General features: G+C 36.0%; 13 protein-coding genes. All 13 read left to right on the plus strand.

What is annotated here, in order from left to right; translation table 11 throughout:
• The 13 genes from CIGNP85_RS07385 to CIGNP85_RS07445 all read left to right on the plus strand — a co-directional run bounded on the left by CIGNP85_RS07385 (position 1) and on the right by CIGNP85_RS07445 (position 14,908).
• Positions 1-1,380, plus strand: a complete 1,380-nt coding sequence (locus CIGNP85_RS07385) for a 2Fe-2S iron-sulfur cluster-binding protein (protein ID WP_086287705.1) — start codon at positions 1-3, stop codon at positions 1,378-1,380.
• Positions 1,377-2,651: a complex I subunit 1/NuoH family protein gene (locus CIGNP85_RS07390; RefSeq protein ID WP_086287707.1), complete on the plus strand. Its 1,275-nt coding sequence runs from the start codon at positions 1,377-1,379 to the stop codon at positions 2,649-2,651. The genes CIGNP85_RS07385 and CIGNP85_RS07390 overlap by 4 nt, the downstream gene beginning before the upstream one ends.
• A complete protein-coding gene (locus CIGNP85_RS07395) occupies positions 2,641-3,138 on the plus strand; it encodes a NuoI/complex I 23 kDa subunit family protein (protein ID WP_086226884.1) in 498 nt (165 codons plus the stop codon). The genes CIGNP85_RS07390 and CIGNP85_RS07395 overlap by 11 nt, the downstream gene beginning before the upstream one ends.
• Entirely contained in the window at positions 3,138-3,632 is a 495-nt protein-coding gene (locus CIGNP85_RS07400; protein WP_086237595.1) for an NADH-quinone oxidoreductase subunit J family protein, read from the plus strand. Before CIGNP85_RS07395 ends, CIGNP85_RS07400 begins: the two co-directional genes overlap by 1 nt.
• Complete coding sequence (nuoK, locus tag CIGNP85_RS07405) at positions 3,625-3,933, plus strand: NADH-quinone oxidoreductase subunit NuoK (protein WP_086252676.1); 309 nt, start codon at positions 3,625-3,627, stop codon at positions 3,931-3,933. The genes CIGNP85_RS07400 and nuoK overlap by 8 nt, the downstream gene beginning before the upstream one ends.
• Positions 3,923-5,728, plus strand: coding sequence for an NADH-quinone oxidoreductase subunit L (gene nuoL / locus CIGNP85_RS07410; protein ID WP_086287708.1), 1,806 nt, complete (start codon positions 3,923-3,925; stop codon positions 5,726-5,728). The genes nuoK and nuoL overlap by 11 nt, the downstream gene beginning before the upstream one ends.
• A complete protein-coding gene (locus tag CIGNP85_RS07415) occupies positions 5,725-7,200 on the plus strand; it encodes a complex I subunit 4 family protein (protein ID WP_086287710.1) in 1,476 nt (491 codons plus the stop codon). Before nuoL ends, CIGNP85_RS07415 begins: the two co-directional genes overlap by 4 nt.
• The gene (locus CIGNP85_RS07420; RefSeq protein WP_086287712.1) at positions 7,200-8,606 is read left to right on the plus strand and encodes an NADH-quinone oxidoreductase subunit N; all 1,407 of its coding nucleotides are present in this window, start codon (positions 7,200-7,202) and stop codon (positions 8,604-8,606) included. The genes CIGNP85_RS07415 and CIGNP85_RS07420 overlap by 1 nt, the downstream gene beginning before the upstream one ends.
• 71 nt (positions 8,607-8,677) lie before the next feature.
• Positions 8,678-10,762: a type I DNA topoisomerase gene (gene topA, locus CIGNP85_RS07425; protein ID WP_086287714.1), complete on the plus strand. Its 2,085-nt coding sequence runs from the start codon at positions 8,678-8,680 to the stop codon at positions 10,760-10,762.
• Positions 10,755-11,597 (plus strand): biotin synthase, encoded by an 843-nt coding sequence (locus CIGNP85_RS07430; RefSeq protein ID WP_236845614.1) that lies wholly within the window; start codon positions 10,755-10,757, stop codon positions 11,595-11,597. Before topA ends, CIGNP85_RS07430 begins: the two co-directional genes overlap by 8 nt.
• The gene (locus tag CIGNP85_RS07435) at positions 11,578-12,744 is read left to right on the plus strand and encodes a cation:proton antiporter (RefSeq protein WP_086287716.1); all 1,167 of its coding nucleotides are present in this window, start codon (positions 11,578-11,580) and stop codon (positions 12,742-12,744) included. The genes CIGNP85_RS07430 and CIGNP85_RS07435 overlap by 20 nt, the downstream gene beginning before the upstream one ends.
• Before the next feature lie 78 nt (positions 12,745-12,822).
• Complete coding sequence (locus CIGNP85_RS07440) at positions 12,823-14,094, plus strand: citrate synthase (RefSeq protein ID WP_086243497.1); 1,272 nt, start codon at positions 12,823-12,825, stop codon at positions 14,092-14,094.
• Positions 14,069-14,908, plus strand: coding sequence for a 3'(2'),5'-bisphosphate nucleotidase CysQ family protein (locus CIGNP85_RS07445; RefSeq protein ID WP_179187403.1), 840 nt, complete (start codon positions 14,069-14,071; stop codon positions 14,906-14,908). The genes CIGNP85_RS07440 and CIGNP85_RS07445 overlap by 26 nt, the downstream gene beginning before the upstream one ends.
• Positions 14,909-15,209: the final 301 nt, after the last annotated feature.

Here is a 15,209-nt window from a genome sequence, read left to right on the forward strand (position 1 = left end):
ATGGTAGAGATTATAGTTGATGGCGAGAAATTTAGCGTAAATGAAAAGGGCAATCTAATCACTGAGCTAAAAAAGCATAATATTGAAATTCCACACTTTTGCTATCATGAAGCGCTTGGCGTAAGTGGTAATTGTAGAATGTGCCTAATAGAAGTAGTAGGCCAAAAACGCCCCCAAATCGCATGCGATACGCCTATAAAAGAGGGTATGGAGATCAAGATAAATAGCGAGCTTACAAGGGCTGTCCAGCGTGGAATTTTAGAGCTTGAGTTTATCAATCATCCGCTTGATTGTCCTGTATGCGATCAAGCCGGTGAGTGTGATTTACAAGATTATTATATGAAATTTGATCTACAAGAGTCCAAAGTAAGTCTAGCCGAGAAGGTAAAAAAAGGCAAAAGAGAGGATCTTGGCTCTTTGGTAATCCATGATGAAGAGCGGTGCGTGCTTTGTAGAAGGTGTGTGAGATTTACTCAAATATGTACTCAAACTAATGAATTAGCCGTGGGTGGTCGTGGTGAGCATAGCTACATAATGCTAATGAATGGCAAGAAAATAGACAATCCATACGCAGGAAATATAGTAGATATCTGTCCAGTAGGAGCTATGACTTCGGCTGATTTTAGATTTAAAAAGCGAGTTTGGCACCTACAAAAGACCCCCGCAATCTGCCAAGGCTGTGAAAGGGGGTGCGCTATATGGATCGATAGCAATAAAGCAAAATATCAAGATAGCAAAATTTATAGATTTAGGCCTAGAGAGAGTAGCGTAAATGGCTATTTCATCTGTGATTATGGTCGTTATAGCTACAAAGATGAGCAAGTAATTAAGCGTGATGATAGTGCGAAAATCTCCGCTTTGGCTCTAGATCTTAGGACAAATGGCGATCAATATGATATCTTAGCTTCAAGCTCATTAAGCATTGAAGAGATGAGTGCTTTAAAGATTTTGGCTAATGAGTTTAATATGGGCTTATATGGATTTAGCGATTTTAGAGATGAGAGCTTTAAAGATGAGATTGGATTAAAGCTTAGAGTACCGAATAAAACTGCTAATCGTGTGGGATTAAATAAGCTTGGCATAGATAAAAATTTAGATAAAAAATCTAAAAATTTAATAGTTTTTCATCTTGGTAGGGATTTTGAATTTATCAATAAATTTGAATTTGATAACCTCATCAAAATCGGCTCAAATAGCGATGCTGATATAGTTTGCGCTAGTAGCTATCATAGAGATGGCCATACCTTAAATATAGATGAAAAATTGCGATTTAGCAAGGGGGCTTTTGAGCCACTTAGCCCTAAAATTTGCGATATTATCGCTGAATTTATAGGTCGCAGGGTGGAATTTGATATGAGTATATTAAAGGCGTTTGCATGAGTGAAATTTGGCTAATTATATTTAGGATTGCGTTTATTTTGATCTTTATTTTGGTTTTGATACCTGTTTTGGTGCTATTAGAGCGTAAAATTTCAGCTTTTATCCAAGATCGCCCAGGCCCAAATAGAGCTAATATCGCCGGTATAAGGCTCGGCGGATTGATCCAAGCGATGGCTGATGCTTTAAAACTAGCTATAAAAGAGGATTTTACTCCAGCAGCTATTAGATCCAAAGCGTTATTTACTATCGCTCCGATGGTGCTATTTTTGATGAGTACGCTTACTATAGCTGTGATTCCATTTAGTGAATATTTTAGCATTGACGGGGTAAAATACCTTATGCAAGCAATCCCATTTGATGGCGGTATGCTATGGTATTTGGGATTTGCTAGTCTTAGTATCTATGGTATTATGCTAGCTGGTTGGAGCTCAAACAATAAATACTCCCTTTTAGGCTCTTTGCGTGCAGCTAGTGGGGCTATAAGTTATGAAATTCCACTAGGTCTAGCTGTTGTGAGTATGATTATTACATATAACTCTATTAGTTTAAATGACTTTGTGATAGCTCAACAAGGCTCATTTTTAGGCCTTCCTGCGTGGGGGATATTTATTCAACCATTAGCGGCGATTATCTTTATCATCTGTGCTTTTGCTGAGACAAATAGAGCACCATTTGACCTAGCTGAAGGTGAGAGCGAGATAGTAGCTGGATATCACCTTGAGTATAGTGCGATGAGCTTTGCTATGTTTTTTATGGCTGAATATATCGCAATGACTGCTATGAGTGCGCTTATAGTTACGATATTTTTTGGCGGATACTCATTGCCTTATCTCTCACAGGCTGATTTGGCTGCTAATTATGAGATTGTGCTACTTAGCATAGCTGGCGTGGCTACTATCTTTGGTTTATTATTTATCTGGTGGGTTAGCAAAAATAATGTTACTAGATATAAAATAAGTAAAGATCATAGAAAAAAAGAGAATATCATATATTACGCCTTAACAGCTCTGATAGTGGCTATAATCGATATTATATGCTTATATTTTTATGGAAATTTAGGTGAATTTGGTGCTGAGATTGTAGCTACTGCGGTGAATTTAGTGGTATTTGCACTTAAAACCTTTATAGTGCTACTTGTATTTATCTGGGTTAGATGGACTCTACCTAGATTTAGATATGACCAAATTCAACGCTTAGGCTGGGAAAAGCTCATGCCCTTAGCAATTTTAAATATTATTATTACAGCATTGGTGGTGGTTTATGTCAGTTAAAGTCAAAAAAATCGAACGAAAAAAAATGCCACTTTTAGAGCGAATTTATATATTTTATATCATCGCTGGAATGGCTAGAACTTTTAAGCATTTTATCAGAAATTTACTCAATACCAAAAATATTGAATTCCTAGAATATCCCGAGCAAAAACCCGATGATATCAGCCCTAGATATCGTGGTCTTCATAGATTAACCAAATATGATAATGGCGAATTAAAGTGCGTTGCGTGCGATATGTGCGCTACAGCTTGTCCGGCTAAATGTATATTTATAGAAGCCTATGAAGTCCCTAGTAGCAAAGAAAAAGCCCCAAAAGTCTTTAATATAGATCTTTTGGAGTGTGTATTTTGCGGGCTTTGCGTGGAGGCGTGTCCTAAGGATGCTATAAGAATGGATAGCGGGATATTTACAAAGGTTGAAGGTAGTAGAGATAGCTTTATTAGCGATATAAATGAGCTTAGTAGTAGAAAAAGGGGAGAGTTTTGATGGAGAATTTTTTGTTTATTAACTTCTCATTTTTAGCTATTTTGGGAGCTTTGGGTTTGATTAGCTTTAAAGCGCCTATCCATGGGGCTTTATCTATGATTGTCTCTTTGGTGGCTATAGCTGGGTTGTATCTTTTATTATACGCTAAGACTCTATTTTTAATCCAAATAGTAGTATATGCTGGGGCGATTATGGTTTTATCGGTTTTTGTGATGATGTTTTTTAATATCAAATCAGATAGCTTATGGGCTAAATTTAGCTTTATACAGATGATTCAAGCCGCTTTGCCTTTAGTCGTTTTTGGCTTTTTGGCTTACTGGCTTGCCTTGATGCCTGGTAACTTCGAGGTAGCACCTGAGGGATTTGGAGAGATCGCACCACTTGGAAAGTATCTCTTTTTTAACTGGGGATTTAGCTTTGAGATGATTTCTCTACTTTTAACCGCTGCTTTGATAGGGGTTGTGGCGATTTTAAAAGGCAAAAATAATGGTTGAAAATTATATATTTGTAGCGATTTTGCTCTTTGTGATTGGAATTTTTGGTGTTATTTTGCGTAAAAATATCTTTACTATTTTTATGTCTGTTGAACTTATGTTAAATGCGGTTGCTTTGCTTTTTGCGATATTTGCTAGGGTTAATTTAAATTTAGATGGTCAAGTGATCGTAATGCTAGTTATCGCTATAGCTGCTGCTGAGGCGAGCTTTGGTCTTGCGCTCATCACCTTGCTTCACAAATCAAAACAGAGCCTAAATATAGATAGCTTTAGAGAGTTAAAGGATAGCGATGCTAGTTAATATCGTAATTTTAGCACCAATTATTGGTAGTTTGTTGCTTGGGGTTTTGTATCTTGCTAGAAAGAGTCTTGGATTATCTCAAGGATTTTTCGCATTTTTAGGGATGGTTGGGCCTGTAGTTAGCTTTGTAGCTATGGCTGTGCTGTTTATTAATAGCTATGGTAGTAGCTTGAATTTGGATATATTTAGCTGGCTTGATATCGCTGGATTTAGCATAAATGTGGGATTTTATCTTGATGATCTTAGTCTGGTGATGGCGATATTTGTGGCGTTTTTGGGTATGCTTATACATCTGTATTCTATAGGCTATATGGATGGTGATGAGGGCTTTGGTAAGTTTTTTTGTTATATGAATTTATTCTTAGCCTCTATGCTGATTTTAGTTTTAGCAAATAATCCGATTTTGATGTTTGTCGGCTGGGAGGGCGTGGGCGTATGCTCATATCTATTAATCGCCTTTTATTTTGGCGATAAAGATAATGTCAAAGCCGGCAATAAAGCCTTTATATTAAATAGAATTGGCGATTTTGGCTTTTTGATTGGGCTTATTGCGTTGTATCTTGCTAGTAGCGGGGTTAAATTTGATTATATTGGCTTAAATGAAGTGAGCTTTAGCCCTGGTGTAGCGATATTTATAGCATTTTGTTTCATTGCTGGAGCGCTAGCTAAATCAGCTCAAATTCCACTATACACTTGGCTGCCTGATGCGATGGCTGGGCCAACTCCGATTTCAGCCTTGATCCACGCTGCTACGATGGTTACAGCTGGGGTTTATATGGTTGTTAGATTTGAGTTTTTGTTTGCTGGGCTTAGCTTGCCAATAGAAGTTTTAGCCGGTATTGGTGCGGCTGGTGCGCTCTTTGCTGGGATTATCGCTACAAAGGCTACTGATATCAAAAAGATTTTAGCCTACTCCACTATGAGTCAATTAGGATATATGTTCGCTGCGCTTAGCTACAGCTCTGGGGCTGCTATGTATCATCTATTTACTCATGGATTTTTTAAAGCGCTTCTGTTTTTGAGTGCTGGGGCCATCATTATAGCGCTTCATCATGAGCAAAATATCTTTAAAATGGGGAATTTAAAAGATAATAAATCGCTATATTATCCAATGCTTTTTGGAATGCTTGCAATTAGTGGGATATTCCCTTTTGCTGGATTTTTCTCCAAAGATGCCATTATACTTGGGGCGCTTCTTTCTGGGCATTATACTATATTTGCTATTTTGTTATTTACTGCTGGGCTTACTGCGTATTATTGTTTTAGGCTATTTTTCTTGGTATTTTACTCACAAAATCCCGCACCAAAGCAACATAAGGTGCCATTTAGCATGCTTGGAGTGAATTATATCCTTTGTCTATTTGCCTTAGGTGGTGGATTTATGGCGATATTTTTAGATATCGATCATCCAACTTTAATGGTGGAGATAATCGCTGGAGTCGTGAGTATGGCGGTATCTATTATTGGGATTTTCATCGCTTATAAGAAATTTTACAACTACAAAAACTGCGAAGAAAATATGGGTAAATTTGAGAGCATTGTAGCAAATAAATTCTATATAGATGAGATATATGATCTTGTTTTTGTGGCGAATTTAAAACGGATTAGCCACTTTTTGCGTGAGATTATAGATGATAAAATTTTATATCCGCTTGTTGAGTTTAGCGCCTTGATATTTAAGGCATTTAGCCAAATTTATGCTAGATATACTCAAAGTGGTCTAGCTAGTTCATATGCATTTTATATGCTATTTTTCATCTGTGTTATTATCATATTTTCAAAGGCTATTTTATGAGTAGTATCTTGAGTTTAATTATATTTATACCATTTTTATTGGGGCTTTTTATAGCTCTATTTTGTAATAATTTTTGGGGCAAGATTATAGCCTTTGGCGGATCTGTTTTGGTCGCTATTTTGGCTATTATTATGGCTCTTGGCTTTGATGGGACTGGTGGAATGCAGTTTGTAGATATCGTCCCATTAGTTAAAAACTATGGCATTACATATATGGTTGGTGTAGATGGGATTAATATCTATCTTATTTTGATTATTACGATATTTTTGCCTTTTTTGTTTTTTGTGCTTAGATATCAAGAGAAGGGCTTTTGGGCGAATTTACTCTTTATCGAGAGTGGGTTTTTGGCTGTTTGTAGCTCACTTGATTTGATATTTTTCTATGCTGGGTGGGAGATGATGCTCTTGCCGATATTTATAATGACTGGCTTGTATGGTAAGAGCGTTAAAAGAGCTAAAGCTATGCTAGATATGATGTATTATGCGATATTTGGGTCGATGATTATGCTTGGGGCGATTATCTATCTTGGCGTGGCACACTATTTGGAATTTGGATTTTATAGCTTTGCTTTGGCTGATTTGGTGAATTTAAATTTAAGCCTAAGCGTAGAGCGAATACTATTTTTTAGCTTTATGATAGCTTTTGTGATTAAGCTTCCTTTGTTTCCATTTCATATGTGGCTTAGCGGGGCATACACACACTCTCCTAGCGTGGCTACCTTTATGCTTTCAGCCATTGCGTCTAAGGTGGCGGTGTTTGCGATTTTGAGGTTTGTGTTGCCGATATTTTCGCTTAGCTTTGTTGAGTTTTCTAGCTATTTTGTGGCACTTGGGATATTTTCTATGATATATTTTGGGATAATTGCCCTTAGGTGCGATGACTTTAAGACTCTTTTGGCCTTTGCTTCGGCGTCGCATTTGGGCTTAATCTTAGCTGGGGTTTTCAGCCTTGATAGTGTGGCAATGAGCGGGGCGTTATATCAGATTATAGCTCACGCATTAACTAGCGGAGCGATGTTTTTGATGGTGGGTATCATCTCTAATCAACTAGGCACTCGTAAGGTTAGTCAGCTTGGCGGCATAGCTACTAAGGCTCCGATTTTTGCTACGCTATTTGGCATTATGATGTTATCAAGCGTGGGACTTCCTACTACTATCGGCTTTGTGGCTGAGCTTTTGATCTTAGTGGGATTATTTAAATCAAATTTAATCTATGGAATTATCGCTACAACTTCTATTATCATCGGTGCGGTTTATATGTTTGTGGTTTATCGCAAGGCGATTTTACAAAGTGTAAATGAAGTTACAGATAAATTCAAAGAGCTTAGTAAATCTCAAGTTATAGCCTTTGGTTTGGTGGCGATTGTGATATTTGTAATGGGTCTATATCCTAAACCGATATTGGATCTATCGCAAAGCACGATCCAAAGCCATTATGAAAAATACATAAAATCAAATTTAAAGGGGCAATAATGATAGCTTTAACACCTTTTTTACTATCAATCGCCGCTATCGTAGCTAATATATTTTTAAGCGTTACAAAAATCAATAAAATATCGCTTTTAGGTATAAATTTAGCCTTTTGGGCTGTTATTTTAATCTCGTTTTTTGTTTTTAGGGTTGAGCTTCTTGGTGGGGATTTGCCGTTTTTTTGTGCTGAATTTATATCTCTTGGGCAATTTGAGTTTATATTTTGTGTGATTATAGCCTTTCTTACGATGATATTTTTAGCTACGATATATTTTAGCGATGATGAGAGCTATTTTAAATCTGAGCTAATAGCATTAGCAAATTTAGCCGCCTTTGGTATGATGGGGATGATAATCTCAAGCGAAATTATAACTACTTTGATTTTCATCGAGATTGCCTCCATATCCATATATGCGATGATAGCATTAAATTCAAACTCAAAAAGCATTGAAGCAGCCTTTAAATACTTCTTGCTCTCATCATTTATGAGTGCGTTTTACTTGCTTGGGGCGGCCTTGATATTTGGGACTACTCAAAGTACAAAATATGAGATTCTTAGCAAACTCTCATCGCCATCTTTGATTACCACAATTGGTGTGTTAATGGTGATTGCGATGATATTTTTTAAGATTGCGATTTTTGGTTTTTATCGCTGGAGTATTGATGTGTATTATGGAGCTAGCACTAGTATAACTGGATATTTGGCTGGGGCGTTTAAACTAGCTAGTTTTGGGTTGCTAATCAAATTTGCCCTGCTTTATAGCGGCGGCTGGGATGAAATTTTAGCGATTATATTTAGCGTGGTTGCGGTCTTTAGTATGTTTATCGGTAACTTTTTAAGCCTTAAAGAGATAGATGTTAAAAAGATTTTGATAGCTGCTGGGATAGTTCATGCTGGATATATCTTTATAAATTTAGCTAGTTTCAATGGTGATAGCTCTTTATTTGCTGGGGTGTATTATATCGCTATTTATGCTATTACAACGGGATTTGCCTTTTTGCTCTTAAATGCGTTTTTTAAAGATCAAAGAGTAGAGATCGACTCTCTTGCTGGAATTTATAAGAGCTCACCGCTTGGGGCGTTGGCATTTACTCTTATCTGCCTTTCATTTATCGGATTTCCATATACGGTGGGATTTTTGGGTAAGGTTTATGTATTCTCAAGTGCCTTTGAAAGCGGTAATGCGTATTTGGCGATTTTTGGTATTATAAATACTATTATATCGGTATATTATTATCTAAGAATTATTATTAGTATATATTTTAAATCACCAAATCAAGCTATCATAATCCCAAAATGTAGAGCTGTCTGGATAGGAATTTTAAGCATTTTAGCCACTTTATTTATCGTTCTTGAAGGAGTTGGAGCTGGGTCAATTTTAGGATATTTTAATCTTATAATGGGGTAAATTTGAAGTTGTTTTATATCAATTTTATAGTTTTTTGGTAAAATTACGCCTAACTGAATTTGGGGCGAAATATGAGTAAATTAATAATAGTTGAATCTCCAGCTAAAGCTAAAACTATAAAAAATTTCTTAGGTTCTGAGTATAAGGTTATAGCTAGTAAGGGACATATTAGAGATCTGCCTAAATCTAGCTTTGGGATTAAGATAGATGGGGATAACTTTACTCCTGAGTATAGGATTAGCAGCGATCACTCTGCTATCGTAAAAGAGATTAAAGAGCTTGCTAAGAGTGCCGATACCATCTATCTAGCAACCGATGAGGATAGAGAGGGCGAGGCTATAGCTTATCATATCGCCACAGCAATTGGCAAAAAGCCCGAAACCCTACCTAGAATAGTATTTCACGAAATCACAAAGGGCGCTATCGAGGCGGCTTTGGCAAATCCTAGAAAATTAGATATGAATAGCGTAAATGCTCAACAAGCAAGAAGGCTATTAGATAGGATTGTTGGTTATAAGCTTAGTCCGCTTTTAAATATCAAAATTCAAAGAGGTTTAAGTGCTGGGCGAGTCCAAAGCTCAGCTCTTAAAATTCTAGTCGATCGAGAGCGTGAGATTAGAGAATTTAAGCCTATTGAGTATTTTAGCATTGATGCTAAATTTAAAGATGATTTAGAAGTTGAGTTAATCGAATTTCAAGGCTCAAAGATAGAAAAGCTCACCATCACAAACGCCCAAAGAGCCAAATATATCTTAGATAATATAAAAGATGATAAATTTAAAGTCAAAAGCATAGAATCCAAAGAGCGTAAAACTAATCCCCAACCACCTTTTATGACCTCAACTCTACAACAAAGTGCATCAAATAGACTTGGCTTTAGCCCTAAAAAAACCATGATGTTAGCCCAAAGTTTATATGAAGGCGTCCAGACAAATAGCGGTTTTATGGGTGCTATAACCTATATGAGAACAGATAGCCTAAATATAGCCAAAGAAGCTTTAAACGCTGCTAGGGAGCTTATAAAGAGTGAATTTGGATCAAAATATCTACCAAAAACTGCCAATATCTACACCACAAAATCCAAAGGCGCCCAAGAGGCTCACGAGGCGATCAGACCTACAAATTTGAGCTTTACACCACAAATTGCCTCGCAATATTTAGATAAAGATATGCTAAAGCTATACACATTGATTTATAATAGATTTTTGGCTTCGCAAATGAGCCCTAGCGTGTGTGAAATTCAAAATATCATTATAAAGGGCGAAAATTGCGAGTTTAAACTCTTAGGCAAGAAAGTTACTTTCGATGGATTTTATAGAGTTTATGGCGATATGGATAAAGATAAAATTCTCCCACCTTTAAAAATCGATGATAATATGAGTATCCAAAGTATTGAAAGCACCAAACACGAAACCGAGCCACCTAGTCGCTACTCTGAGGCCGGCCTTGTCAAAAAGCTAGAGAGTCTAGGTATTGGCAGACCTAGCACTTATGCGCCTACTATTTCGCTTTTAACTAGCCGTGATTATGTCAAAGTAGAAAAAAAGCAATTAATCCCAAATGATATAGCATTTACTATAACTTCAGTATTAGAAGATAATTTTAAAGATATTGTAGATAGCGAATTTACTTCTAAAATGGAAGAAAAGCTTGATGATATAGCCGAAAATAAAGCCGATTGGCAAGAGGTTTTATCTAATTTTTACCACCCTTTTATCAAACAGATTGATGAAGGAAAAACAAATATAAAAAGCCAAAAAGTAGCCGAGCCAATAGGTGAGAAATGCCCTGATTGCGGTGGGGAGTTAGTTAAGAGAAAGGGTAGATTTGGCGAGTTTATAGCCTGTTTAAATTTCCCAAAATGTAAATATACCAAAAACCTAGCTAACTCTAATAAATTTGAGAAGAAAGAGCCATCTAAAATCGGCATTCAATGCCCTGATTGCGATGGAGAATTGGTCGAGAGAGTTGGTAAAAAAGGCAAATTCTATGGCTGCGCCAACTATCCAAAATGTAATTTTCTAAGCAAATATAAACCAATTATAGACAAATGCCCAAAATGTAATACACAAATGGTCTTAAAAGAGCTTAAAAAAGGGAATTTCAAAGAGTGCCCACAATGTAAATTTAAAGAAGAGGTAAGCAATAATGAATAAAGTAGTAATGCTATGTGCGATATGTAATGTTAGTAGTGGCAACTGCCCTGAAGATTGTGCGTATTGTACTCAAAGTGCTCATGTAAAAGCTGATATAAATAGATATAAACAAAAAAGCATAGAACAAATTTTAAAAGAGGCTAAAATGGCTAAGGCAAATAAAGCTCTTGGTTTTTGCTTAGTTACTAGTGGTAGGGGACTTGATGACAAAAAGCTTGAGTTTATCTGCCAAACTGCCAAAACTTTACAAAAAGAGGTGCCCGAACTGCTACTGATAGCGTGTAATGGAAGTGCGAGTTATGAGAGCTTAAAAGAGCTTAAAAATGCTGGAATTTTCAGCTATAATCACAATCTTGAAACAAGCCGTGAATACTTTCCTAAAATTTGTTCTACTCATAGCTGGGATGAGAGATTTCAGACGAATTTAAACGCCAAAAGAGCTGGGCTTGAGCTTTGCTGTGGCGGGATTTATGGTCTGGGAGAGAGTAATGAAGATAGAATAAGCTTTAGAAACTCACTAAAAGAGCTAAATCCATTTACTAGTCCAATAAATTTCTTTATCCCAAATCCCGCTTTAAAAATCAAAGAGCCAAAGCTTAGTGCCGATGAAGCCTTAGAGATATTAAGAGATAGCACTAAAGCTCTGCCTAATACTAGAATAATGGTAGCTGGCGGTAGAGAGGTAATCCTTGGCGATAGACAATATGAGATATTAGAAAATGGAGCTAGTGCTATTGTCGTGGGAGATTATCTCACTACTAGTGGCGAGGCTGCTAGTAAGGATATAGAAGAGCTTAAAAAACGAGGCTTTGAGTTTGCAACACAGTGCCATTAATGAACTTTCTATTTTACTTGTTTTGGCGTTTATAATCTTTATATCGCCATATTTTTCTAAAATTTCTAAAATCCCAATCGCCCCTATAGAGATTATGATGGGGATAATCTTTGGGTTTTTTGGGTTTATACCACATAGTGAGGCATTTAAGATAGTAGCTGAAGTTGGGTTTTTTTATCTAATGTTTTTGGCTGGGACTGAGATAGATCTGAAATCTTTTTTTAAAATAGAAAAAAGCATTATAAAGCTAGCTCTTGCTTATCTAACTATTTTATATATTGTGGCTGGGGTTTTTAGTGCGTTTATATCGCCGGCGTTTTTGGTCATTGTGGTGGTGCCACTTATGTCGGTTGGAATTTTATCTACCCTATTTAAAGAGTATGGCAAAAACGAGCCTTGGCTAAATACCGCTATGATCGCTGGTGGTATAGGTGAGGTGCTTAGTATCGCTCTTTTAACCCTTATGTCAGCGTATATTGAATTTGGTAGCTCTATTGAGTTGTTTAGTAGTATATACTATCTTATACTATTTATTGTGCTTTGTGTGCTTGGATTTAAGGGGCTTGAAGTGCTATTTTGGTGGTATCCAAATCTCAAAATTCTACTAATGCCTCACGATGATAAGAGCGAAAAGGATATCCGCCTATCTATGGCGCTATTTTTTAGCACTGTAGCGGTGATGATATATCTGAATTTAGAGATTGTCCTTGGGGCTTTTATCGCTGGGAGCTTTATCGCTACATTTTTTAATCACAAAAAAGATCTTCCACATAAGCTTGGTAGCTTTGGGTTTGGATTTTTGGTACCGATATTTTTTGTCTATATTGGTACAACCGTGGAGCTTGAATATCTTTTGGTTCCTGGGGTGCTTGATAATGCTGTGAAATTGATGATATTTATGATTATTGTGCGAGTGATATCTTCAATGATATTTGTAAAGCGTTTTGGATTATATGATAGTATTCTTTTTGGCTTATCACTCTCAATGCCACTTACGCTTTTAGTAGCGGTGGCTACGGTAGCTTATAATGCTGGAAATATAGCAAAAGAGCTATATTTTGCTTTTATTATCGCTAGTATTTTTGAGGTGATTTTGTCTATGATATTAATAAAATTTACAAATTATCTTAAATTTCGCCTTAAATAATTAAGTTAGATATTTAAGGGCAATTTAATTTAAATAAAATTTAGATAAGATATAAAAAATTTTAATAAAAGGATAAAAATGAGTAACACAGTAACATTAACTGACAATAGAAATGGAAAAAGCTATGAATTTCCTATTCTTGATGGTACTTTAGGGCCTAGCGTTATAGATATATCTAATCTATACAAAGATACTGGTATGTTTACATTTGATAGGGGCTATACTAGCACCGCAATGTGTCGTTCAGCTATCACATATATTGATGGTGAGGCTGGGACTTTGATGCATAGAGGCTATGATATAGCGTGGCTTGCTGAAAATAAAAGATATTTAGATTTGGTATATCTATTATTTAATAGCAAACTCCCAAGCCAAGAGGAGCTAGACGCATTTCGCCAAGAGCTAAAAGAGAGAAGCTATCTAAATGAAAAGATGATAAAACTATTTGATTGTTTCCCTGATAAGGCTCATCCGATGGCGGTTTTACAAGCAAGTGTAGCTACTATGAGTGCTTACTATAAAAGAGATATGAACTTTGATGATATGAAAGATTATATGGAATTAGCTAAAAGAATGGTAGCAAAAATTCCAACAATGATAGCATTTTATTATCGTCATGTTCGTGGCTTCCCAACTGTATATCCAGATCTTGATCGTGGATTTACAGAGAATTTCTTATATATGTTAAGAGCATTCCCACACAATAGAGTAGATCTAAAACCAATCGAAGTTAAAGCCTTTGATACGATCTTAATGCTTCACGCTGACCACGAGCAAAATGCCTCTACTACAACTGTTAGGACAGTTGGCTCTACTCACGCTCATCCATACTCATGCATAAGTGCTGGTATTGGTGCTTTATGGGGACACGCTCATGGCGGTGCTAATGAGGGCGTTATAAGACAGCTTGAGATGATCGGTACTCCAGATAGAGTTGATGAGTTTATCAAAAAAGCAAAAGACAAAAACGATCCATTCCGCCTAATGGGCTTTGGACATAGAGTTTATAAAAACTTTGACCCAAGAGCCAAAGTCTTAAAAGGATTAAGAGATAAACTAATCGATGAAATCGGTATAGATAGCAATCTAATTAAAGTCGCTACTAGAATCGAAGAGATAGCTCTAAATGATGAGTATTTCGTATCTAGAAATCTATATCCAAATGTGGATTTCCATAGTGGCGTAATCTTAAAAGCTTTGGGAATTCCAAATGAGATGTTTGCGGCTATATTTGTAATGGGTAGAGTTCCAGGATGGCTAAGCCAATGGATGGAGCTAAAATCTCAAGACAATATCAAAATTGTTCGCCCAAGACAGCTATATGTTGGACCAGCATCTCAACCTGAGTAAGCTTCACGACATTGCCATCTCTGCAGCTTTGGCTGCAGGAGAGGCTATTTTAGCTGTTTATGATAAATTTGAGCTATCTTTAAAAAGTGATAGCTCACCCTTAACTACTGCTGATTTAGTAGCAAATCAAGCGATATTTACCCACTTGCAATCGACACAAATTCCTATATGTTCTGAAGAGAGTATTTTGCCTTTTCATATGCGAAATGAAGATGCGCTTTTTTGGCTTGTTGATCCGCTTGATGGAACAAAGGAATTTATTGCTAGAAATGGAGAGTTCTGCGTTTGTATAGCTTTAATTTGGCATTCTAGGCCTATTTTAGGAGTTATATATATTCCACTTAGCAAAGAGATTTATAGTAGCTTTGCAGGTGCGCCAGTATTTAGAAATTTTGAGAAAATAGGGGAATATAAGGAAAATTTACAAAGTCTAAATCTAGTAAATAATACTTTAAATTTAGATGGTTCAAATATTTTAATTAGCGGTCGTTCAGCTGATATGACGCAGATTGAAAATTTTGCTAAAGAGTTTAATTTAAATTTAGCTACGCTTGGTTCAGCGATTAAATTTAGCCAACTAGCAAGCCAAGAAGTTGGAGTTTTTATAAGATTTTATGGTTCGCATATTTGGGATACGGCTGCGGGTGATTTTTTATTGCATCAAAGTGGCGGGATTATGCTCTCACTTAGTACGCTTAAACCGTTAAATTATGCTAAAAAAATTACATTAAATGATAGCTTCATTGCATTGAGTCGTAGTCAAAAGTCAAATTTAAAACGATATCTAGAATATGTAAAATTACAAATTATTTGATCTAATTTATGGAATAATTTATCGTTATAATGAATAGTTTTTAATAAAAATAACATTACCCATATAATTTTATTTTAAATTCTTTTTAACACAATATTTGATAACATCTTATGCTGTTTGTTTAGGATAAAGGCTCTAAAGGGTTAATTTAAGATGGAGTAATCAAAAAATTTCCATATTTAAATATATTAGATTTAAGGAATATTGATGGAAATTTTAAAAGAGACGATTGAGCTTATAGAGATTTTAGATTATGTTACAATTGTTTTTGCATTTTTTGCGAGGTTACTATAAGGCTTGA

This window comes from Campylobacter sp. P0085, from assembly GCF_002139495.1.
In the GTDB taxonomy this organism is placed as follows: Bacteria; Campylobacterota; Campylobacteria; order Campylobacterales; family Campylobacteraceae; genus Campylobacter; species Campylobacter devanensis.